This window comes from Methylosinus sp. Sm6 (assembly GCF_019802345.1).
Taxonomy (GTDB): Bacteria; Pseudomonadota; Alphaproteobacteria; order Rhizobiales; family Beijerinckiaceae; genus Methylosinus.
This window is the reverse complement of record NZ_JAINDZ010000021.1, coordinates 15,368-36,450: the sequence shown is the minus strand read 5'-3', so window position 1 is coordinate 36,450 and position 21,083 is coordinate 15,368. Positions and strand designations below refer to the sequence as shown.

Genomic DNA, 21,083 nt, shown 5'->3' with positions numbered 1-21,083 from the left:
TCACAGCGTCGGCGTCAGCCCCGCCGCCAGATTTTCGCGCGCGAGCTCGACCAATATGCGGCTCGACGCCTCGTCCGCGAGCCAGCCGTCGACGCGCGGATTATGGAGCTTCGCCTTGTCGCGCCGGCAAAACGACTCATAGCTCCGCGCGAGGAACTGCGGCAGCGTCAGCAGCTCGCCGACGCCGCGCGAGATATGATGGTTCTCGCGCTTGAACAGATAGCTCCCCTGCGCGCCATATCGCTTCGCGATCGGCGGATAGACGGGAAAAATGTCGCCGCGCGCGAGATCGTCGATGTCATAGTAATGCGCGTTCGTCGCGCGCGGCGCGAAGCCCGCGGCCTCGAGCAGCTTCTTGGCGACGTCGCACATCACGAAGCCCATCGGATGCACCGAGCTGTACATGAACACGCCGCGCCGCGACCAGCTCATCAGCTCCGCGGAGAAGTCGAGGCCGAACTTGCCGCGCGCCGTCTCCACGAGCTCGCGCGAGGCCTCTCCCCACATGTCGAGATAGCCGACCGCCTCGAACACATTCTCGTTGAACAGCGCATTCGCCAGGTCGAGCGACAGGCCCTTCAGGTAAGCGAACAGGCAGAGCGCCGACTGATAGGGACCGAGCGGGCTGTCGACATAGCCGTGCGGCCGCATGGGATCTCGAACGAAGACGAGATCGGGATGGAAGGCAGCAAAAGAGATCGGCGGAAACAAGATCGCGTTCGGCGTCAGCCGGACGAATTCCTCCGTCCCGCCCCCGCGCAAGGAGCCGGAGACGAACTCATGGGCGAAGACATAATCATAGGCCTCGAGCGTCCTCGCCAACAGCGCGAGGCTCGCGCGTGACTGGCCGATCACGGTGAAGCGATCGATCGTCGCGCCGGGCTCGAGCAGCTTCATGCCATAGGCGACGCCGAAGCTCTGGCAGTTTCCGACGACCGCGATGCGTGGTCCGTCGTCGCCCGCGGGACGGCCGGCGATGCGCGCGATGCGCGGCGCGATGGCGTGACGGCTCCAGGATCGCAGGATTTCTTTGTCGAGCTGAGACAGCATTCGGGTCCACAGGCCAAAGCAGCGCCGGCGACGCGCGTCTTTTTCTCATGGATGACAAGCGTTCGGCCGCCGCTTATTTTCGGGCGCTGCGGCGCTCGACAGGGCGATCGCAGAACTCTCGGCCCGACCAGAAGGAGAAACGCGGCGACGATGGCGGACAATCCCTACGGCTTCCTACCCGACCACCGCTTCTGGCGCAAGGCGGTCGCATCCGTGCCGCCCTTCGCCATCGATCTCATCGTCCACCCGCCGCCCTTCGTCGTGACGAAGCAGGACAAGGTGGCGACCGCCGGCAGCTGCTTCGCGCAAGAGATCGCGCATGGATTGCAGGAGAGCGGCTATCGCTATTATCTCGCCGAGCAGCCGCCGGCCGGCGCATCGGCCGAGGAAGCGCTGCGCCGCAACTATTCGATGTATTCCTGCCGCTACGGCAATATCTACACGACGGCGCAGCTGCGCCAGCTGATCGATCGCGCCTATGGACGCTTCGTCCCCCGGCTCGATTTCTGGACCCGTCCCGAGGACGGCCGCTTCGTCGATCCGTTTCGTCCGCGCATCGAGCCCGACGGCTTCGCGACGCTGGAGGACATGCGCGCCGATCGCGAGCGCCATCTCGCCGCAGTGCGCCATATGCTGGAGACGATGGACGTCTTCGTCTTCACCTTCGGCCATACCGAGACCTGGCGCCACAGAAGCGACGGCGCGATCCTTCAGCTCGCTCCCGGCGTCGCCGGCGGCGAATGGAATCCAGACATTTTCGAATTCTACAATATGACGGTGAGCGAGGTGGTGCGCGACTTTCTCGCCGCAGCCGATCGCATCCGCGAAGTGAATGCGCGCGCGCGCATCATTCTCAGCGTGTCGCCGGTCGGCATCATCGCGACCTATGAGGATCGACACGTCGTCCAATCGAACAGCGTGGTGAAGTCCATCCTGCGCGCGGCCGCCGACGAGGTGGTGCGCGCGCGGCCGGACATCGCCTATTTCCCGTCCTTCGATCTCGCCACGCTATCGGCGACTGTCCCCATGTTCTATTCGGAGGACACGCGTCGCATCGATCCTTACGGAGTCGACCGCGTGATGCGAATGTTCTTCGACCATTTCACCGATCGCGCGATGCGCAAGGCGGCCGAAAGGATCATCAGGATCGACGTCGCAGCCGAGGCGGAGAGCCATTCCCGCATCATTTGCGACGAAGAGGCGATCGATCCGACCTAGTGGCGTGATTCAGCCGATTTGACAGGGTGAAAGGGCGAGCCTGAAGGCTCGCTCAAATCGGCTGAATCACGCCATTAATGACCTGCGTCAGCCGAACTCAGGGGAAAGCGATCTGGCGCGAGCCGCCGGCCCTTCCCATATCTTCTCGCGAGGAAGAGGAGGATTTTCATGGTCACCGGCTCACTCGCGCTCGCCGCGGCGGCGGCATTCACCGGCGCTTCCCTCTATGTGAATTTCGTCGAGCAGCCGGCGCGCCTGCGGCTCGAGGACAAGGCTCTGCTCGCGGAATGGCAGGACAGCGATCACCGCGGCTTCGTCATCCTCGCCGGGCTCGCGCTGCTCTCCGCCCTGTGCGGCTTCTTCGTTTACAAGACGTTGGACGACTTCCGCTGGCTGGTCGGCTCGGCGGCCATCATCGCGGTCTGGCCATTCATGTTTTTCGCCATCGTGCCGCTCAACAATCGCATATTGGCGCTGATCGCCGCCGAGGCGGGATCGGAGGCGCGCAAGACGATCGAGCTATGGGGACGACTCGAGTTCGTCCTCACCGCGCTCGGAGCGCTCGCGACCGCCGTGTTCGTCGTTGCGATCGGCTGAGGCGCCGAAAGGCCGAACATTCGACATGATGTTCGTCGACGCTTCCGTCCAGCGTAGTCGAGCAGGAGCATCCCCATGCAACGCTCTTTCGGTCAGCAGTTTTCGACGCTCTCGGCGAGCGCCGCCATCGCCGCTCTCCTGTTTTCCGCGGCGCCCGCGGCGAGCGCCGCGGCCAATGATCCGCATGGCGTGTGGCTGCGGCCGGAAGGCGGCGTGCAGTTCAGCTTCTATGATTGCGACGGCCTGCTGTGCGCCAAGGTCGTCTCGGCGCAGAATGCGGAGGATCGCAGCGCGATCGGCGCCGTCATCCTGCGCGGCGCCAAGCAGACCGGACCGAACGAATGGGCCGGCACGCTGTTCAACGTCGACGACGGCAAGACCTATGACGGCTTCATCACCGTCGTCAGCGCGACACGGCTGACGTTGAAAGGGTGCCTGTGGGGAATGCTGTGCAGCGACGAGACCTGGACGCGCGTCTCCGGACCGCCGGCGCGCCATGCGATGGCCGTCGCGCCGACGCAGTGAGCGGACTCGCCACGACCCTTCCGAGAAAATGCGGATCGATTCGATCCACGGCGCGGGACCCCGAGCCGGCCTGTCAGCGTGACGAGCGCTCGGCGATCTCGGCGGCGGCGCGCAGAGCTTCCGCGTCCAGCGGGCCGAGCAGCGCGAAGGCGCGGCCGCCCGCGCGCCATTCCACGGCCTCGAGCCCGGGCGTGGCCCGCGGCGGCGGGCCGGAGGCGCGCTCGCCCATTGCGCGCTCGAAATAGAAGGCGACGAGAGCGCCCGCAGCGGAGCGATAGAACAAAAGGCCGGCGGGACCCTGCGCGCCCGGCGTCAGCCGGCCGCCGCGCAGCTCGAGGCCGGCGGCGGTCAAATCCGGGAGCGCGCCGAAACCAACCCGGTCGGCGAGCCATTGCGACAGTTCGGCGGCGCGGTCGGCGCCGAGCTCCACCGGCCGCTCGTCCGAAGCGAAGGTCCGATAAGCGATCTCGGCGCGTTCGATGAAAGCCGGGCCGCGCGCGGCGGCGGGCTCGACCGGCGGCGCCGCCGGACTGGTGAAGGCGAGCAGCGCCGCGCCGGCGACGAGCGCGCCGATCGAGAGCGTCAGCAGCGACATCGCGATCATCGGCCGCCGCGGCATCTTCCGGCTCGTGTCCGGGCGCCGCAGCGTGCGCAGCGAGGACGCCTTGCTCGGGCTGAAGCGCGCCCAATTCACGCCCGAGCCGAAGCTGCCGGAGAGACCGCTCTTCGTCACGCTGCGCAGCGCGGGCGGCAGCGGCTCCTTGATGGTGTGCGCGAAGGCTGCGCGCAGGGCCGCATTCTGGCGGCGCCAGCCCTCGACCAGCGCCGCATCCTCTTGATGCTTGTGCAGATGATCCTCGATCCGCCGGCGCTCGTCGGGCTCGAGCTCGCCGTCGACATAGGCGTGAAGATCGGATTCGTCGACCGGATCGGCGCGCATGTTTATTTCACGAGACGCAAATGCGGTCCGGGACGTCGGCCGGCGTCGGGCGTCGGACGTCGGTCGAGCGCGGTGAGCGCCGAGCGCGCGCGCATCAGGCGCATCATGACCACCGGCCGATCTGTGCGGGTGATCCGCGCGACCTCTTCGTAAGTAAAACCCTCGAGCGCGACCAGCAGCAGGATCTCCCGCTCCTCGAAGGCGAGATCGGCCAGGCGGTGCATGATGGCGGGCTGGCGCAGGGAGGGCCGATGCGCCGGCGCCGCGCGCAAGCGTCGCTGCGCGGCGTTGCTCAGCGCGATATATAGATCGACGCGTGGATCGATCGCGGCGGCGTCGGCGCGCGCCTCGTCCGCCGTCGTCCGCAGCGCAGCCTGCGCCAGCTCGTCGGCGACCTCGTTATTGGCGCCGGCGAGCAGCGCGCGCGCGTAGCGCCGCAACCCGGGCGTCAGCCTTTCCAACGTCTCCGCGAAATCCTCTGGCTTGCCCATCGGTCAGCCCATTGCGCGCGGGGTCTTAGCGACTTTTCTCGCTCGGCTCTGGTTCGCTTCCTTCGCCGATATTATGCCACTCCGCCGCGATTGACTATCTCCGCGCCCTACGATTTATGTCTTTTTGTCCGCTGGGACGGGCGGCCCGCGCGGCCCATGCGCGCAACGCGCTCCCCGCGTCGGCGCATTTCGCGCAGCCTTTCAACGGCGCGCTCGACGACAAGGCGGCGAGCCCGCCGGTCGAGCAGCTCATCAGGACACATTCTATATGTCGCAGCCAGAACCGACGTCGAAGGGCACTCTCAACAGCGGCGTTCTCGCCGGCAAGCGCGGACTCATCCTCGGCGTCGCCAATAATCGCTCGATCGCCTGGGGCATCGCCAGGGCGGCGCGCGACGCGGGCGCCGAGCTCGCGCTGACCTATCAGGTCGAGGCGCTGGAGAAGCGCGTGCGCCCGCTCGCCGAGGAGCTCGGCGCGGTGGTCGCCGGCCGCTGCGATGTGAGCGAGCCCGCGACGATCGACGCGGTCTTCGCCGAGGTCGAACGGCTGTGGGGCAAGCTCGATTTCGTCGTCCATTGCCTCGCCTTTTCGGACAAGGACCAGCTCGACGGCCGCTATGTCGACACGACGGCGGAGAATTTCACGCAGTCGCTGCTGATCTCCTGCTACTCCTTCACCGCTTTGGCGCAGCGCGCCGAGAAGCTGATGCCGGACGGCGGCTCGCTGCTCACCCTCACTTATTACGGCGCCGAGAAATGGATGCCGCATTACAATGTGATGGGCGTCGCCAAGGCGGCGCTCGAGGCGTCGGTGCGCTATCTCGCCGCCGATCTCGGCGTCAAGAACATCCGCGTCAACGCCATTTCCGCCGGGCCGATCAAGACGCTCGCGGCCTCCGGCATCGGCGACTTCCGCTATATTCTGAGATGGAATGAATATAACGCGCCGCTGCGCCGCGTGGTGACCATCGAGGAGGTCGGCGAGACCGCGGTCTATCTGCTGTCGCCCTGGGCGCGCGGCGTCACCGGCGAGGTGCTGCATGTCGACGCCGGCTATCATGTCGTCGGCATGATGAATCCGAGCGCCGCGCCGAAGATGGCGCAGCTTCTCGCCCTGCTGCCGCAGGAGAAGTGAGGGGTCCGCGCGCCCAAAGGGGTCGCGCGAGGATCGGCTGAAGCTGGAGTGGATTGCCCCCTCCATGAGCGACGCGGGGGAGGTGCGGGACGGCCGACAGCCGCCCGCGCCGCCTCAATAAGCGATCACATTGGCGATCGGCGTCGCGCAGTCATAGGTCTGGCCCACCGAAACGAAACGGACCGCGAGGGACGGCTTGCCGACCGGCGCCGCGGCGACGGGCAGGGTGCGGCCGGTGACGTCCCAGAGCTGCGGCAAGGGCGAGCCGACGCCGCCGTCCCAATCGCTGCCGGTCACGCCATTGGCGGTCACGTCCGTGCCGGGTCCGGCGATCTGCACGTCATTGACGTAGGTTTTTTCCTTGGCGACGCCGAAGCCGCGCCCGCCGACGCTGACGCCGGTCTGGCCGTCGGCGCCGATATTGTCCCACAGGACCGGCGCCGTCTTGACGCCGCCCGGGACGTTCAGCGTGTAGCTGGTCGAGCCGAAGAAGGTCGCGCCCGCTATGCCTTTGTCGAAGACGGCGACATTGCGCGTCCCCGCGCCGACCACGACGAGAGCGGCGCCTTCGGCGGCGGGAAGGGTGAGAGATGTCCAAGGGTCCGCGCCGCTGTTGGTGGCGGACGCCGTGCGCGGCAGCGCGATGGAATAGAGGCCGTTGCCGGAAACCAAAGACGTCACATCCGCGCGATAGACGGCTATTCCGCTACTTCTCCAGCATGTGTCGGCGCCGGTCGCGATGAGAGATCCCGTGGCCGAGGCGCGCGCCGCCCCGGGCGGCCCCAGAACGACGGCTTGCGTCGCGGGCGGAGCGGAGCCGAACAGGAACGCCCAATAAAGATATGCGCGCTTGACCGGCCCGACGACGCCGCTGATCTGAATGGCGCCAGTCTGGCGGTTGCGAAGAGCGACCCCCGCCGTAGCATATTGAGCCTTGGAAAAGGTCGCGATCGGCGACGCCGTGACCGCGGCCGTGACGGCCGAACTCTCTATCGCCTGCCGTACGGAAGGAGACAGGCCTTTCGCGGCGCTGGTTCCCAAGGCGGAATCGGAAGCGGCGCTCGGCCCGGCGGCTTCCGCGGCGAGCGCTGCAGACGAGAGAAGGAGAAGCGGCGATAGAAGGACCCCCAGCATCTGTTTGTCCTGGAATAGATGAAACCCTCTCATCATAACCTCCTCTTTCCGGTAAAGGATCAGTCGCTGAAACAGCTCCGGATCAAACGCTCCAGTTGGACGCCGAAAAGCGGCCGCCGAATCCCGATGTCCTTTCGAGAGCGTGTCGACGAAGTCTTGGACCGGACTCTCGAGAACGAAGCGACGCAATTATCTTGTATAGCCAACCGCGCAGCGGATAACAATCAGTTCAGCTCACGGTCGCATTCGCGAGGGAAAAAACTCAGACGAAACAGGCGATTTCGGAAAATGACGCGGCGGTCGGATAGCGGCCGCCTCGCCTCCGGCCGCGTCGGCCAGGCCTGGGCGTCGACGGCTTTCGTCCGCCCCTGGGCAACAGGATGCGGGCGAACGCGCAGGACCAATCGGGTGAAGGACAAAATCCCCAACCCTCGTCCTGAGGAGCCGCCGCAGGCGGCGTCTCGAAGGACGGCCGCGGGGCGAAATCATAGGTTTCTTCCGTTCCGTCCTTCGAGACGCCCGCTTTGCGGGCTCCTCAGGACGAGGGTGATGGGGCTGTAGTCCGCCCTGAAAAAAGCCCCGCTCGAGACCTTCGAAAACGCGGGCGCCAGCGTCGCCGCGCCGGATCGGACCGCGAGCCGCCGCCGCCGCGCAAAACACGTCCGCTGCTCTTCACTCGGCGGGCCGGACGGCTTAAACGAGCCGCACTCCACTCCTTCAGGATGCCGACGCCCATGATCCCGCGCTATTCCCGGCCCGAAATGACCAAGATCTGGGAGCCGCAGACTCGCTTCCGCATCTGGTTCGAGATCGAGGCCTATGCCTGCGACGCGCTCGCCGAGATCGGCGTCATCCCCAAGGAGAGCGCCAAGGCGATCTGGGACAAGGCCGATTTCGTCACCTTCGACGTCGCGCGCATCGAGGAGATCGAGCGGGTGACGAAGCATGACGTCATCGCCTTCCTGACCCATCTCGGCGAGTTCATCGGCCCGGATGCGCGCTTCGTGCATCAGGGCATGACCAGCTCCGACGTGCTCGACACCTGCCTCGCCGTGCAATTGGCTCGCGCCGCCGATCTCCTGATCGCCGATGTCGACAGCCTGCTCGCGGCGATTAAGCGCCGCGCGCTCGAGCACAAATACACGCCGACCATCGGCCGCTCGCACGGCATTCACGCCGAGCCGACCACCTTCGGCCTCAAGCTCGCGCAGGCCCATGCCGAATTCACGCGCGCGCGCGAGCGGCTGGTGACGGCGCGCAAGGAGGTCGCGACCTGCGCCATCTCCGGCGCCGTCGGCACTTTCGCCAATGTCGATCCGCGCGTCGAGGAGCATGTGGCCAAGCAGCTCGGACTCGTCGTCGAGCCGGTGTCGACGCAGGTCATTCCGCGCGACCGCCATGCGGCCTTCTTCGCGACCCTCGGCGTCGTCGCCTCCTCGGTCGAGCGGCTGGCGACAGAAATTCGCCATTTGCAGCGCACCGAGGTGCTGGAGGCGGAGGAATATTTCTCCGCCGGGCAGAAGGGGTCTTCCGCCATGCCGCACAAGCGCAATCCGGTGCTGACCGAAAATCTCACCGGCCTCGCGCGTCTGGTGCGCGGCATGGTGACGCCGGCGCTCGAGAATGTCGCGCTCTGGCACGAGCGCGACATCTCGCATTCCTCGGTCGAGCGCAATATCGGGCCGGACGCCACGGTGACGCTCGATTTCGCGCTCGCGCGTTTGATCAGCGTCGTCGATCAGCTGATGATCTATCCGCAGAACATGCAGAAGAATCTCGACCGGCTCGGCGGCCTCGTGCATTCGCAGCGCGTGCTGCTGGCGCTGACGCAAAAGGGCGTCTCGCGCGAGGACGCCTATGCCCTGGTGCAGAGGAACGCCATGCCGGTGTGGCGCGGCGAAGGCGAGTTCCGCGCGCTGCTCGGCGCCGATGCGGAAGTGAGCGCCAAGCTCTCCCCCGCCGAGCTCGACGAATTGTTCGACCTCGCCTATCACTTCAAGCATGTCGACACGATCTTCGATCGTGTGTTCGGCGAGAGTTGAGACGACTCCGCGACGCGCGGCAGAGGGAGCGACGGCGTCGAGAATGCGAGCCTCTCAGGCTCGCTCTCGAGGCCCATCAATATCGAGGGCGCAGGCCGCTAATCGCGCGACATGCCGGCGCCCAGTTCCCTCTCGTCGAGCGCGACCGATTTCACCAGGGCGAAGACCGGCCCGCCGATCGTCAAATTCATCTCGGCGACCGAGAGCCGTGTCACCGAGGCGGTGAGAACGTCGCCGTTCTTCAGGCCGATCTGCACGAAGGCGAGCGGCCCCTCGTCCTCGTCGATCGAGCGGATGACGCCCTCGAGCACGGTGCGAATGCTGGTCTCGCTGGGCGCGCGGCGCGCCAGCGCCACGTCGGTGGCCTTGATCAGCGCCCTCACGGGCCGCTCGCCGTCGGCGACGCGCGCGGCGATCACGATCTCGCCGGAGGGATGCGCGAGCCGCGTCACGCCATAGCGCGGATCGAACGCGCCCGCGCGCGCGTTCAGCGCGCTCACCACCGAGAAGCGGCCGCCCTCGACCGCCCGGCTCGCCGCAGCGATCGTCTCCGACGGCAGGCCCTGCGCGACGATGCGGCCGCGCTCCAGCGCCACCACCTCGTCGGCGAGCCGCAAAATCTCGTCCGCGGCATGGGAGACGAGCAGGATCGGAATGACGAATTCGTCGCGCAGCCGCTCGATCAGCGCCATGATCTCCTGGCGCCGGTCGAAATCGAGCGAGGCCATCGGCTCGTCCATCACCAGCAGGCGCGGCGAGCATAGGAGCGCGCGGGCGAGGCCGACGCGCTGGCGCTCGCCGCCCGAAAGCGTGCCCGGCCGCCGGCGCAGCAGATGCGCGACGCCGAGCGTCTCGACCACCGCGTCGAAGGGAACGCGGCGCTCGGCGACGGGGGTGAAGAAACGGCCGAACACGATATTGGTTTTCACATCGAGATGCGGAAACAGCAGCGCGTCCTGAAACACGAGGCTGATGCGGCGCTTCTCCGGCGCAACGAACAGGCGCGCAGCCGTGTCGACGAGCGCGGCGCCGTTGACGGCGATGTGGCCCTCGTCCGGCGCGGCGAGGCCGGCGACGAGATGGGCGAGCGTCGTCTTGCCGGAGCCGGAGGGCCCATAGAGCGCCAGAATGCGCGCCTTGCTGGCGAAGGAGGCGGAGAGCTCGAAATCGCCGCGGCGCAGGCGGACGCCGTCGACCGCGATCATTTGCCGGCCCTCGTGGCGTCGGCGCGCTTCTGCAGCATTTCCGAGACGATCAGCGCCGCAATGGCGATGACGGCGGAAACAGCGGCGAGGCGCAGCGCGTCGGCGTCGCCGTCCGGCGTCTGGGTGAGGCTGTAGATGGCGGCCGGAATGGTCTGCGTCTCGCCGGGGATGTTGGAGACGAAGGTGATGGTCGCGCCGAACTCGCCCAGCGCCTTGGCGAAGCCGAGAATGGCGCCGACGATGACGCCGGGCGCCGCCAGCGGCAGGGTGACGAGGAAGAAGGTCCATAAAGGATCGGCGCCGAGCGAGCGCGAGGCCTGGCCGAGCCGCTCGTCGATGCTCTCGAAGGAGAGGCGAATCGGGCGGATCATCAGCGGCAAGCTCATCACCGCCGCCGCGAGCGCCGCGCCGGTCCAGCGGAAGGCGAAGACGATGCCGAGATATTCGGCCAGGAAGTGTCCGAGCGGCGCCTTGCGGCCGAGCAGCAGCAGCAGCACGAAGCCGGTGACCACCGGCGGCATGACCAGCGGCAGATGAATGAGCGCATTGAGCGCCGCATGGCCGGGAAACCGCCAGCGCGCCAGCGCATAAGCGACGAAAATGGCGAGGGGCAGGGAGATGACGGTGGCTGTCCCCGCGACCTTCAGGCTGAGGGCGATCGCCGTCAGCTCCTGAGGGGAGAAATCGAACAAAGGCGTAAGCTCCGAAACGCGCGTTTCCGGAGCCTTACGCCTTCGTTGTCGTTACGTCGAGAGCTTACACAGCGCTGCAGGGCCTCACGCGGCGCTGATGGCGCCATTGATCCAGCGCAGCAATTCACCCTTGGGGGCGGCGCCCACTTTTTGTGCGGCCGCCTTGCCGTCCTTGAAGACGATCAGGGTCGGAATGGAGCGGATGCCGAGCGCGCCGGCGACATTGGGATTCTCGTCGACATTGAGCTTGACGACCTTGAGCTTATCCTTGAGCTCAGTGGCGATTTCCTCGAGCGCGGGAGCGATCGTGCGGCAGGGGCCGCACCACTCGGCCCAGAAATCCACGACGACCGGCTGGTCGGATTTCAGAACCTCGGCTTCGAAACTCGCGTCGGAGACTTTGACGGTGGCCGTGGACATGGTTCGCCTTTCGAAGTGAAAACGTGGCGTGAGAGTAGGAAGTGGGCCGTGCGGCGTCAAGGCGAGGGGACGGGCGAGGAGGCACGAGCGTCTGCGACACTCGATAGAAAGAGCGAGCCTGAAGGCTCGCGGTCCGAGCGCGGACCCTGGGCTGCGAGCCTTTAGGCTCACTCTCCTCGGGGCCTATTGCAGCTTCCCCTTCACCACCTTCGTCCCCGCCTTGCCCGCCATCGATCGCGGCAGCGGCCGGGACAAAGGCCGCGCCTCGCCGCCGCCGAAATTATGCGGACCCATATCCGCATCCGTCGGTTTTCGCGCACGGGTGCCGGGGACCGCCTCCTCACCCGCCCCGCCGCGGCCGCGCGGGCGCATCAGCGGATTGGCTTCCGCCAATAGCTCGGCGCGCTGCAAGCGCGAAATCTCGTCGCGCAGGCAGGCCGCCTCCTCGAAGGCGAGATCGGCGGCGGCCGCCTTCATGCGCTTCTCGAGATCGGCGAGCGTCGCCTGCATATTATGGCCGGGCGCCAGCTCCGAGAGGCCAGCGTCGACGGTCACATGATCCTGCTCGGCGAGCGAGCCGAGAATGTCGGCGATGTCGCGCTTGATGCTCGCCGGCGTGATGCCGTGCTCGGCGTTATAGGCCTGCTGCTTGGCGCGGCGGCGGTCGGTCTCGTCCATGGCGCGCTTCATCGAGCCGGTGATGGAATCGGCGTAGAGGATCACACGCCCGTCGACATTGCGCGCGGCGCGGCCGATGGTCTGCACCAGCGAGGTCTCCGAGCGCAAAAAACCCTCCTTGTCGGCGTCGAGAATGCCGACGAAGCCGCATTCGGGAATGTCCAATCCTTCGCGCAGGAGATTGATGCCGACCAGCACGTCGAAGGCGCCGAGGCGCAGGTCGCGAATGATCTCGATGCGCTCGATCGTGTCGATGTCCGAATGCATGTAGCGCACGCGCACGCCATTCTCGTGCAGATATTCGGTCAAGTCTTCGGCCATGCGCTTGGTCAGCACGGTGACCAGCGAGCGATAGCCGAGATCGCTCACCGCCTTCACTTCGCCGAGCAGATCGTCGACCTGCGAGCGCGCGGGACGAATCTCCACCGGCGGATCGATGAGGCCGGTCGGGCGAATGACCTGCTCGACGAACACGCCGCCGGTCTGCTCCATCTCCCAATCGCCGGGCGTCGCCGAGACGGCGACGGTCTGCGGCCGCATCGCGTCCCATTCCTCGAAGCGCAAAGGACGATTGTCCATGCAGGAGGGCAGGCGGAAGCCATATTCGGCCAGCGTCGCCTTGCGGCGGAAGTCGCCCTTGTACATGGCGCCGATCTGCGGAATGGACACGTGACTCTCGTCGGCGAAGACGATGGCGTTGTCGGGCAGATATTCGAACAGGGTCGGCGGCGGCTCGCCCGGCCTGCGGCCGGTGAGATAGCGCGAATAATTCTCGATGCCGGCGCAGGAGCCGGTCGCCTCCATCATCTCGAGATCGAAGCGCGTGCGCTGCTCCAGACGCTGCGCCTCGACGAGGCGTCCGCAGCGATTCAATTCGTCGAGCCGCGCGCGCAATTCGTCCTTGATCGCCTTGATCGATTGCAGCAGCGTCGGGCGCGGCGTCACATAATGCGAGTTCGCATAGACCTTCACGAATTCGAGGTCCTGCGTCTTCTTGCCGGTGAGCGGATCGAATTCGCAGATCGATTCCACCTCGTCGCCGAAGAAGCCGATGCGCCAGCCGCGATCCTCATAGTGAGCCGGAAAAATATCGACCGTATCGCCGCGCACGCGAAACGTGCCGCGGGTGAAATCGGAGGAGATGCGGCGATATTGCAGGGCGACGAGATCGGTGACGAGCTGGCGCTGCTCCAATTTCTCGCCGAGGCTGACGCCGAAGGTCATCGCCGTATAGGTCTCGACCGAGCCGATGCCGTAGATGCAGGAGACGGACGCGACGATGATGACGTCGTCGCGCTCGAGCAGAGAGCGCGTGGCGGCGTGGCGCATGCGGTCGATCTGCTCGTTCACCGACGATTCTTTCTCGATATAGGTGTCGGTGCGCGGCACATAGGCCTCGGGCTGATAATAATCATAATAGGAGACGAAATATTCGACGGCGTTGTTGGGGAAGAAGCTCTTGAACTCGCCATAGAGTTGGGCGGCCAGCGTCTTGTTGGGCGCGAGCACCAGCGCCGGCCGCTGCGTGCGCGCGATCACCTGCGCCATCGTATAGGTCTTGCCGGAGCCGGTGACGCCCAGCAGCACCTGGTCGCGCTCATTCGCCTCGACGCCGGCGGTGAGCTCGGCGATCGCCTGCGGCTGGTCGCCGCGCGGCTCATAATCGGAGACGAGGTCGAATTTGACTCCGCCCTCGCTCTTCTGCGGGCGCTCGGGGCGATGCGGCGTCCACGGCTTCTTCTCGCGCAGATTGGGGTCGCCGAGCTTCAGCAGCTGCTCGAGACTCTCCATCGTCGCGGTGACGCCGCCGGGCCCGCGCAGATCGAGCTTTTCGGCCAGCTCGTCGTCGACGCCGGCCACGGCGCCCGGATCGTACCCCGCCTGCGGCGCCTCCGCCAATCCCGCCTGCCGCTCGGCGAGGCCGGGATTGAGCAACGCCTGCAGATGCGGCGCGATCGGCGCGACCTCGGGCTTCGCCGCCTTGGCGCGCGTCGGTCTCGCGGGGTTCTTCGGCTTTTTCGGGGAAGAGGCCATGGCCGCGAATATGGCCCTGGACACGCGCGGATGGAAGCGAGAAGAGCGGCCCTCTCGCCGATGCGCGTCGCTCAGAGCGCTTTCCGATCGAACGCAATCGTTCGATCGATCAGAACTCGCCAAACTAAAGAATGCCAAAGCGTTATCCGATCCATTCGGATCGGATAACGCTTTAGAGCCCGGCGAGCAGCTTGGCCAGCAGGCGGTCGAGCGTCTTCTGCTCCTCTTCCGTCAGCGGCGAGAGGATCGCCCTTTCGGCCTGCACATGGCGCGTCAGAACGTCGTCGATGAGCGCCTTGCCGGGATCGGTAAGGGCCACCAGCGCGCCGCGCCGGTCTGTGGGATGCCTGAGGCGCTGGACGAGCCCGGCCTTTTCCAGGCGATCGATTCGCGCCGTCATGCCGCCGGACGAGATCATCGTCGCCTCATAGAGCGCCGTCGGCGTCAGGGCGTAGGGGGAGCCCGAGCGGCGCAGCGTCGCCAACACGTCGAACTCGCCCATTTGCAGTCCGAATTCGGCGAAGACGGAAGCGAGGCGGTCGCGCGCGACGAGCTGCGCCAGCTCGAGAAGCCGGCCCAGAACCTCCATCGGGAAGGGATCGAGGTCGGGCCGCTCCGTCCGCCATTGTCGGGCGGCGGCGGCGGCGCGGTCTTTCGGCGTGTCGGGCTCGGACATATTTCTTGACATCGAGATACTTTCTGAAAAGATATTAGCGTCCGAGCGATCGAATGGCAACCGCCGACGACCTCCCGCTACAGGAGCAGCCACATGACCTCGACGGCCGAAACAGCGACGCGCGCCGCTGACCCTTCCGAACGGCGTGAAGGCGAGCGCCCGGGGCGGGGGCTGGCTCTGGCCGTGATCCTGCTCATCGCCTTCAATTTACGTCCGGCGATGGCGGGGCTCGGGCCGCTGCTCGATCTCGTCGAGCGCGCGGCCGACCTCACCTCGGCGCAGGCCGGGCTTCTCACCACCCTGCCGATTTTCCTCATGGGGCTCGGCGCCTTCGCGGGCGGGCGGCTGCGCCGCCTGCTCGGCGCGAAGCGCGGCGTCGCGCTCGCGATCACGCTGATCGCGCTGGCCTGCGCCAGCCGATGGGTGTGGAATGACGCCGCCGGAATGTTCGCCAGCGCCGCTGGCGCCGGCCTCGGCGTGGCGGCCGTCCAGGCGCTGCTGCCCGGCGTCATCAAGGCGCGCTTCGGCGCCGGCGTCGGCCGCGCGATGGGGCTCTATACGACCGCGATCATGGGCGGCGCCGCCTTCGCCGCCGCGACCGCCGCCGGCCTCGCGCGCGTCATCGGCTGGCAGGCGGCCCTCGCCCTCTGGTCGCTGCCGGCCCTCCTGGCGGCGGCGGCCTGGACAGCGCTTCGCTTTCCGCCGGAAACGGCGAAGGCGGCGGCGGGCGAGGCTTTCTGGCGCAATGGCCGCGCCTGGACGCTGATGCTGTTCTTCGGCATCGGCACCGGCGCCTTCACGCTGGTGCTCGCCTGGCTGCCTCCCTATTACATGAGCCTCGACGAGAGCCGGCAAGCGAGCGGCTTTTGGCTGGCCGGCGTGATCGTCGCGGAGGTCGCGGCCAGCCTCGCCGTGTCGGCCTTCATCAACCGCTTTCCAGATCGGCGGGGCCCGTTGATCGCGGCGCTGCTCGGCGTGGCGGCGGGCCTCGCCTGCCTCGTCGCGGCGCCGATCGCCCTCGCGGCGCCGGCTGCGCTGCTGCTCGGACTGGGGCTCGGCGCCTTGTTTCCGCTCTCCCTGATCGTCACGCTGGATCATGTCGACGATCCGGCTCGCGCCGGCGACCTCGCCGCCTTTGTCCAGGGCGGCGGCTATGTCGTGGCGAGCTCGACGCCATTCATCGCCGGCGCGATACGGGATCGCTTCGCGGATCTCTCGGGCGCCTGGGCCGCGATGGCGGTCATCATCCTTCTGTCGGTCGCGATCGCCGCCCGCTTTTCTCCGAGCAGCTATCGGCGATCGCGCGGATAGAGACGGCCGCCGCGTTGGCGCTGCGCATGCAGCTCAATGCGCCCAAAATCTGGCGGCGACAGCCGCGACCCCGGAAATCAGCCCGATCAGCGCCGCAAGCGCGCCGAACGTCTTGTAGACGGTCGCATGAATTTCGGCGACGAGCTTGTGCTCCAGGGAAACGATCTTCTGCTCGAGCGCCTGAATCTTGGTCTCGACCCGGTCGACGTCATGCTTCGCCGCGACGGTTTCCCTCAGCGCGCCCGCGAGCGCCGCCGCCGAGGCGCGCGCCTGCTCATCCGAGAAGCCTCCGCGCTTCAGATGGTCGACATAGCCGAATTGATTGAAAAGCGCCTGGCTGGTCACGGCCTCTCCATTATCACGATAGGGGCGGGCTTTTCATGTCGCTCGTCGGCCTCTCTCGCCCCCGCTTAACTCCGCCGCCCTCCCCCGCTAAAAGGACGGCGCGGCAGCCGTGCGCCTGCTGAGGCAGGACGAAGCGATTGAAGAGAGGCGATGAACATTATTCTGGTCGGGGGCTCCAACACGGGAATTTCCTACGGCTGGGCCAGACAGTTTCAGGCGGCGGCGAAACGGCACGTCGTCGCCAACCGCTTCCTCGGCGCGGTCGGCTCGCTGTTCGGACTGCTGCGGCTGATGGAGGCGGAGCGCGAAGGCGCGCCGCTCCCCGATCTCGTGATCTTCGAATATTCGCTCAACGATATGATGCTGCTCGATTCGGGCTGCGTCACGCCGGCTCAGCTGCGCGACACTCTGCTCGACGTGATCGGCTTTTGCGCGAGCCGCGGCCTCGCCCTGTTGTTCCTCTGCCTGGAAGTGCAGCCGATCGGACGCCAGCGCGTCCATGCTTGCGTCGCCGTGGTCAAGGATCTCTATGTCGAGGTCGCGCGCGAGCATGGCGTGCGCTGCCTGACGCTCGACGAAATCCTCGGCCCGCCTCGCCCCGAGGATTTCGCCGACGAGCATCACCTCTCCGAAGACGTGTCGAAGCGGGTCGTCGATCGGCTGCTGCTCGAGATCGCGCTCGGCCGCGTGACCATTCCCGAGGCGCCGCCCGCGCGTCCGCCGGCGTTCTTCTATCATCGCACGGTCGCAGCGCTGCCGCTGGGGCCGTGCCGGCGCGTCGACATTGCTTCGACCGTGTTCTCCGGAAAATTTCTCGAGATCGCGCGCGGCGGCGCGTCCCTCTGGCCGGGGCGCGGAGACCTCGTCGGGCTCATGCTGCGCTCGACGCAGACCGCCGGCGAATTCGCGATCTCGGCGGGGCGGCGCCGATTGCGCAAGAATGCGCAATCGGGAATGCGCGCGGCGGCGCCGCGGCTGATGCTGCTCCATTATCTGACCAAGCCCTTGGCCTGCGCCGATGATCTCGAAATCTCCATGCCGGAGAGCGAGGCGGAGCTGATCCGCCTGCGCGAGGACAGGACGCCTCTCGCGGCGGCGCCGGAGACGCCTTTCGACGCGCAGCTGCTGGAGATTCACGGCGTGATGATGTGGCGACGCGCCGCGATTCGATGAGGCCGTGGCCTGCCTGTGCGGCGACTTGAAGAGCGAGCCTGAAGGCTCGCTGCTCTCATTGCGCGGCTGCGGCCGCCGCCTCGGCGCCGAGCGCGGGCCGGATATGGCGGGCGAAATCCTCGAGCGACCGCAAATTCTTCTCCGCATCGCGCGAGATCGGCTTCAGCAGAATGGCGCGAAATCCGGTCTGCTCGCGATAGGCGGAAATTTTTTCCGCGACCTCGTCGAAATCTCCGACCAGCGAGCGTTCGAGCAGCCCCTCCTCGGTCAAGGACGGCGGCGGCGCTCCGTCCTGCCGCGCGAAATTGCCGCGCATGCGCTCGGCGAAGCGGGCGAAGAAAGGAACCGCCTCGGCGAGCGCCTGCTCGCGCCGCTGCGCCGCGAAATAAAAGCGCGCCATGGTGAAGCGCGGATCGCCCTCCGGCCCCGCCGCCTCGCGATAGATGCGCAGCGTCTCGCGGATCTGCTCGATCGGAAAAGGCGGCCCCGCCATCACGCCGAAGCCATTGCGCGCGGCGTAGCGGATCGCGCCGGGCGTCGTCGTCGCGAGATAGGTCGGGATCGGTTGTTGCAGCGGGCGCGGCGCGAGGCTCACGCCATTGGCCTCGTAATGCGCGCCGGTGAAGGTGACCTTGTCCTCATAGAGCAGCCGGTCGACGAGGCCGAGCGCCTCCAGGGTCATCTCCCGGGCATTGTCCTTCCCGGCCCCGAAATGGCGATTTTGCAGCTCGAACGGCCCGCCGCGCGCGACGCCGAAATCGAAGCGGCCTCGCGACAAAATGTCGATCGTCGCGACATCCTCCGCCACCTGGATCGGGTTGCGGAAGGCGAGCAGCACCGCCGCCGAGCCGAGCCGAATGCGGCTGGTGACGCCGGAGAGATAGGCGAGCAGCGAGAGAATGGAGGGGCAAACGGCGTCCGGGTCGAAATGATGCTCGGCGACCCAAGCCTCCTCGAAGCCGAGCGCCTCGGCCTGGCGCACGAGGAGCGTCTGCGTCTCGAAGCAGCGCGCGAAATCCTGCTGCGGATTTTCATAGGTGCAGAAGACGCCGAACCGCATGGCGCTGTTCCTCGGAGGGCGATTTGGCGTCGCGACTGCTCGCTCGACCGAAAGCGCGGGCCGTGACGCCCGCGTCGCTTCCACGAAGCATGTCACAAGGCTATATACGCCAGTTACATATCGTGATCCGAGAATAGGGACGGCTCGCTTTCCCAGCAAGCACAAAGAATCGCCGGCTGCATTTACAGGCTCTTACGTGCTCCGACCGGGACTGTCATAGATAATTCGCATGACATGACGAGAAATCCCTATTGATCGAGGATCGGCGCTGTGGCGATTCCGATGCGGAAAAGCTCGGATCATCGCGCCAGCGCATAATCGGGTTCGGAGGATTCATGTCAGCCGCGTCGCCGTCCATGTCTTTCTTCAGCCGGGAGCGCTCGATTGCCGCGCCCGGATTCAATCGCTGGCTCGTTCCGCCGGCGGCGCTGGCCATTCATCTGTGCATCGGCATGGCCTATGGCTTCAGCGTGTTCTGGCTGCCGCTGTCGCGCGCCGTGGGCGGCGCCGAGCCCAAGGCCTGCCCCGCCGACATGGGCTTTCTCGCCAGCGTCTTCGCCACGAGCTGCGATTGGAAGATCAGCATGCTCGGCTGGACCTTCACGCTGTTCTTCGTGTTCCTCGGCTCCTCGGCGGCGGTGTTCGGGCATTGGCTGGAAACGGCGGGTCCGCGCAAGGCGGGTCTCGCCGCGGCGGTGTGCTGGTGCGGCGGCCTGCTGATCTCGGCGGCCGGCGTCTATCTGCATCAGATCTGGATGCTGTGGCTGGGCTCCGGCGTCATCGGCGGCATCGGCCTCGGATTGGGCTACATCTCGCCCGTCTCCACCCTGATCAAATGGTTCCCGGACCGGCGCGGCATGGCCACCGGCATGGCCATCATGGGGTTCGGCGGCGGCGCGATGATCGGCGCGCCGCTCGCCGACAAGCTGATGAGCTATTTCGCGACGCCCGACTCGGTCGGCGTCTGGCAGACTTTCGTCGCCATGGCGGCGATCTATTTCGTGTTCATGGTCGGCGGCGCGCTCGGCTATCGCGTGCCGCGCGACGGCTGGACGCCCGATGGCTGGACGCCGCCCACGGCCGCCGTCGGCAAGATGGTGACGAGCCGCCATGTCCATCTCGACGTCGCCTGGAAGACCCCGCAATTCTGGCTGCTGTGGGGCGTGCTCTGCCTCAATGTCAGCGCCGGCATCGGCGTGCTGGGCATGGCCTCTCCCATGCTGCAGGAAGTGTTCGGCGGGCGTCTCATCGGGCTCGACATCGGCTTCTCCGACCTTTCCATCGACCAGAAGAAGAAGATCGCGGCGATCGCCGCCGGCTTCACCGGACTGCTCAGCCTCTGCAACATCGGCGGCCGCTTCATCTGGGCGACGGGCTCCGACAAGCTCGGCCGCAAGACCACCTACGCCATTTTCTTCGTGCTCGGCTTCCTGCTCTATTCGGCCGCGCCCTGGGCGGCGCACGACGGCAGCGTGATCCTGTTCGTGCTGTTCTTCTGCGTCATCCTGTCGATGTATGGCGGCGGCTTCGCCACCATTCCCGCTTATCTCGCCGACATCTTCGGCACACATCACGTGGGCGCCATTCACGGGCGCCTGCTCACCGCCTGGTCGACGGCCGGCGTGCTGGGGCCGGTGCTGGTCAATTACATCCGCGACTATCAGCTCGACCACGGCGTCGCGCGCGAGGCCGTCTATAATCAGACCATGTATATTCTCGCCGGCCTGCTGGTCGTCGGCCTCGTCTGCGATCTCGCCGTGCGGCCCGTCGCCGAGCGCTTCTTCATGACCGACGCGGAAGTCGCGGCCGAGAAGAAGACCAGCCCCGCCGCCATCGCGAAGGAGGAGGCGGAGGCGCATGCCGATTTCGAGGATTTCGTCGAGGAGGGCGCCGTCGCCGAGCTGGCTGCCGCCGAGGCGCGCAAGGTCGATGCGCAAAAGCGCAACGGCCTGACACGGGTCATCCTGTTCGCAACCTGGGCCGCGGTCGGCATTCCGCTCGCCTGGGGCGTGTCGATCACCTTGCAGAAGACCTTCGTCCTGTTTCATTGAGGCGGCGCCCGTTCGTTGAAGAAAGGGGCGCAATCCTTCTCCCGCAGGGCGGGAGAAGGTGGCCCCGCCATAGGGCGTCCGTCAGGACGCCCGTCGCAAGCGACGGGCTATGGCGGGGTCGGATGAGGGCCCTCGCTGAGAAAGCGTTACAAATTCGAGGCGAAGCGGCGCAGGTTCGAGGAGAACCGCAGGCGCCCTCATCCGACCCCCGCTGACGCGAGGGCGTCGAGAGTCGGCCAAGCCGTCGTCGCCAGAAGCGCAGCGTTTGCAATCATGTGACGCAGTCGTCGTCACCCCACCGACACC

The 21,083-nt window shown here is 66.7% G+C and carries 19 protein-coding genes; 8 read left to right on the top strand and 11 right to left on the bottom strand.

The annotated features are described in order from the left end of the window. Complete coding sequence (locus K3F48_RS14595; RefSeq protein WP_222576166.1) at window positions 1-1,050, bottom strand: WcbI family polysaccharide biosynthesis putative acetyltransferase; 1,050 nt, start codon at window positions 1,048-1,050, stop codon at window positions 1-3. 150 nt (window positions 1,051-1,200) lie between these two features. Between K3F48_RS14595 and K3F48_RS14590 the strand changes: the two genes are divergently transcribed. The 3 genes from K3F48_RS14590 (at window position 1,201) to K3F48_RS14580 (ending at window position 3,390) form a co-directional block, all read left to right on the top strand. Further along, entirely contained in the window at window positions 1,201-2,268 is a 1,068-nt protein-coding gene (locus K3F48_RS14590) for a GSCFA domain-containing protein (RefSeq protein ID WP_222576165.1), read from the top strand. A 168-nt stretch (window positions 2,269-2,436) separates the two neighbouring features. Continuing rightward, window positions 2,437-2,865, top strand: a complete 429-nt coding sequence (locus K3F48_RS14585; protein ID WP_222576164.1) for a DUF1772 domain-containing protein — start codon at window positions 2,437-2,439, stop codon at window positions 2,863-2,865. Between the two features lie 75 nt (window positions 2,866-2,940). Beyond that, a complete protein-coding gene (locus tag K3F48_RS14580) occupies window positions 2,941-3,390 on the top strand; it encodes a DUF2147 domain-containing protein (RefSeq protein WP_222576163.1) in 450 nt (149 codons plus the stop codon). Window positions 3,391-3,463: 73 nt separating this feature from the next. On the opposite strand, the gene K3F48_RS14575 is transcribed toward K3F48_RS14580, so the two are convergent. Beyond that, entirely contained in the window at window positions 3,464-4,330 is an 867-nt protein-coding gene (locus K3F48_RS14575; protein ID WP_222576162.1) for an anti-sigma factor, read from the bottom strand. Window positions 4,331-4,332: 2 nt separating this feature from the next. Then, window positions 4,333-4,821, bottom strand: coding sequence for a sigma factor-like helix-turn-helix DNA-binding protein (locus K3F48_RS14570; RefSeq protein ID WP_222576161.1), 489 nt, complete (start codon window positions 4,819-4,821; stop codon window positions 4,333-4,335). A 268-nt stretch (window positions 4,822-5,089) separates the two neighbouring features. Between K3F48_RS14570 and fabI the strand changes: the two genes are divergently transcribed. After that, complete coding sequence (gene fabI / locus K3F48_RS14565; RefSeq protein WP_222576160.1) at window positions 5,090-5,956, top strand: enoyl-ACP reductase FabI; 867 nt, start codon at window positions 5,090-5,092, stop codon at window positions 5,954-5,956. A gap of 114 nt (window positions 5,957-6,070) precedes the next feature. Here the strand turns inward: fabI and K3F48_RS14560 are convergent, their stop codons facing one another. After that, window positions 6,071-7,090 (bottom strand): hypothetical protein, encoded by a 1,020-nt coding sequence (locus K3F48_RS14560; RefSeq protein WP_222576159.1) that lies wholly within the window; start codon window positions 7,088-7,090, stop codon window positions 6,071-6,073. Window positions 7,091-7,824: 734 nt separating this feature from the next. On the opposite strand from K3F48_RS14560, the gene purB reads away from it, so the two are divergent. Beyond that, window positions 7,825-9,132, top strand: coding sequence for an adenylosuccinate lyase (purB, locus tag K3F48_RS14555; protein ID WP_222576158.1), 1,308 nt, complete (start codon window positions 7,825-7,827; stop codon window positions 9,130-9,132). Window positions 9,133-9,230: 98 nt separating this feature from the next. Here purB and modC read toward each other — a convergent pair whose 3' ends face one another. The 5 genes from modC to K3F48_RS14530 all read right to left on the bottom strand — a co-directional run bounded on the left by modC (window position 9,231) and on the right by K3F48_RS14530 (window position 14,837). Further along, window positions 9,231-10,337 carry a molybdenum ABC transporter ATP-binding protein gene (gene modC / locus K3F48_RS14550; protein ID WP_222576157.1) on the bottom strand — a complete coding sequence of 369 codons (1,107 nt, stop codon included), beginning with the start codon at window positions 10,335-10,337 and terminating at the stop codon, window positions 9,231-9,233. Next, the gene (modB, locus tag K3F48_RS14545; RefSeq protein ID WP_222576156.1) at window positions 10,334-11,029 is read right to left on the bottom strand and encodes a molybdate ABC transporter permease subunit; all 696 of its coding nucleotides are present in this window, start codon (window positions 11,027-11,029) and stop codon (window positions 10,334-10,336) included. Before modB ends, modC begins: the two co-directional genes overlap by 4 nt. Window positions 11,030-11,113: 84 nt before the next feature. After that, entirely contained in the window at window positions 11,114-11,449 is a 336-nt protein-coding gene (trxA, locus tag K3F48_RS14540) for a thioredoxin (RefSeq protein WP_222576155.1), read from the bottom strand. A gap of 183 nt (window positions 11,450-11,632) precedes the next feature. After that, on the bottom strand, window positions 11,633-14,161 hold the full coding sequence (uvrB, locus tag K3F48_RS14535; RefSeq protein ID WP_222576154.1) for an excinuclease ABC subunit UvrB: 2,529 nt from the start codon (window positions 14,159-14,161) through the stop codon (window positions 11,633-11,635). A 172-nt stretch (window positions 14,162-14,333) separates the two neighbouring features. After that, window positions 14,334-14,837, bottom strand: coding sequence for a MarR family winged helix-turn-helix transcriptional regulator (locus K3F48_RS14530; protein WP_222576153.1), 504 nt, complete (start codon window positions 14,835-14,837; stop codon window positions 14,334-14,336). A gap of 93 nt (window positions 14,838-14,930) precedes the next feature. On the opposite strand from K3F48_RS14530, the gene K3F48_RS14525 reads away from it, so the two are divergent. Next, window positions 14,931-16,148, top strand: a complete 1,218-nt coding sequence (locus K3F48_RS14525) for an MFS transporter (protein WP_222576152.1) — start codon at window positions 14,931-14,933, stop codon at window positions 16,146-16,148. Window positions 16,149-16,181: 33 nt separating this feature from the next. On the opposite strand, the gene K3F48_RS14520 is transcribed toward K3F48_RS14525, so the two are convergent. Continuing rightward, window positions 16,182-16,493 carry a hypothetical protein gene (locus tag K3F48_RS14520; protein ID WP_222576151.1) on the bottom strand — a complete coding sequence of 104 codons (312 nt, stop codon included), beginning with the start codon at window positions 16,491-16,493 and terminating at the stop codon, window positions 16,182-16,184. A 150-nt stretch (window positions 16,494-16,643) separates the two neighbouring features. Between K3F48_RS14520 and K3F48_RS14515 the strand changes: the two genes are divergently transcribed. Continuing rightward, window positions 16,644-17,666 (top strand): SGNH/GDSL hydrolase family protein, encoded by a 1,023-nt coding sequence (locus K3F48_RS14515; protein WP_222576150.1) that lies wholly within the window; start codon window positions 16,644-16,646, stop codon window positions 17,664-17,666. A 55-nt stretch (window positions 17,667-17,721) separates the two neighbouring features. Here K3F48_RS14515 and K3F48_RS14510 read toward each other — a convergent pair whose 3' ends face one another. Beyond that, window positions 17,722-18,726 (bottom strand): LLM class flavin-dependent oxidoreductase, encoded by a 1,005-nt coding sequence (locus K3F48_RS14510; RefSeq protein WP_222576149.1) that lies wholly within the window; start codon window positions 18,724-18,726, stop codon window positions 17,722-17,724. Between the two features lie 335 nt (window positions 18,727-19,061). On the opposite strand from K3F48_RS14510, the gene K3F48_RS14505 reads away from it, so the two are divergent. Continuing rightward, the gene (locus K3F48_RS14505) at window positions 19,062-20,777 is read left to right on the top strand and encodes an OFA family MFS transporter (RefSeq protein ID WP_222576148.1); all 1,716 of its coding nucleotides are present in this window, start codon (window positions 19,062-19,064) and stop codon (window positions 20,775-20,777) included. Window positions 20,778-21,083 lie beyond the last annotated feature (306 nt).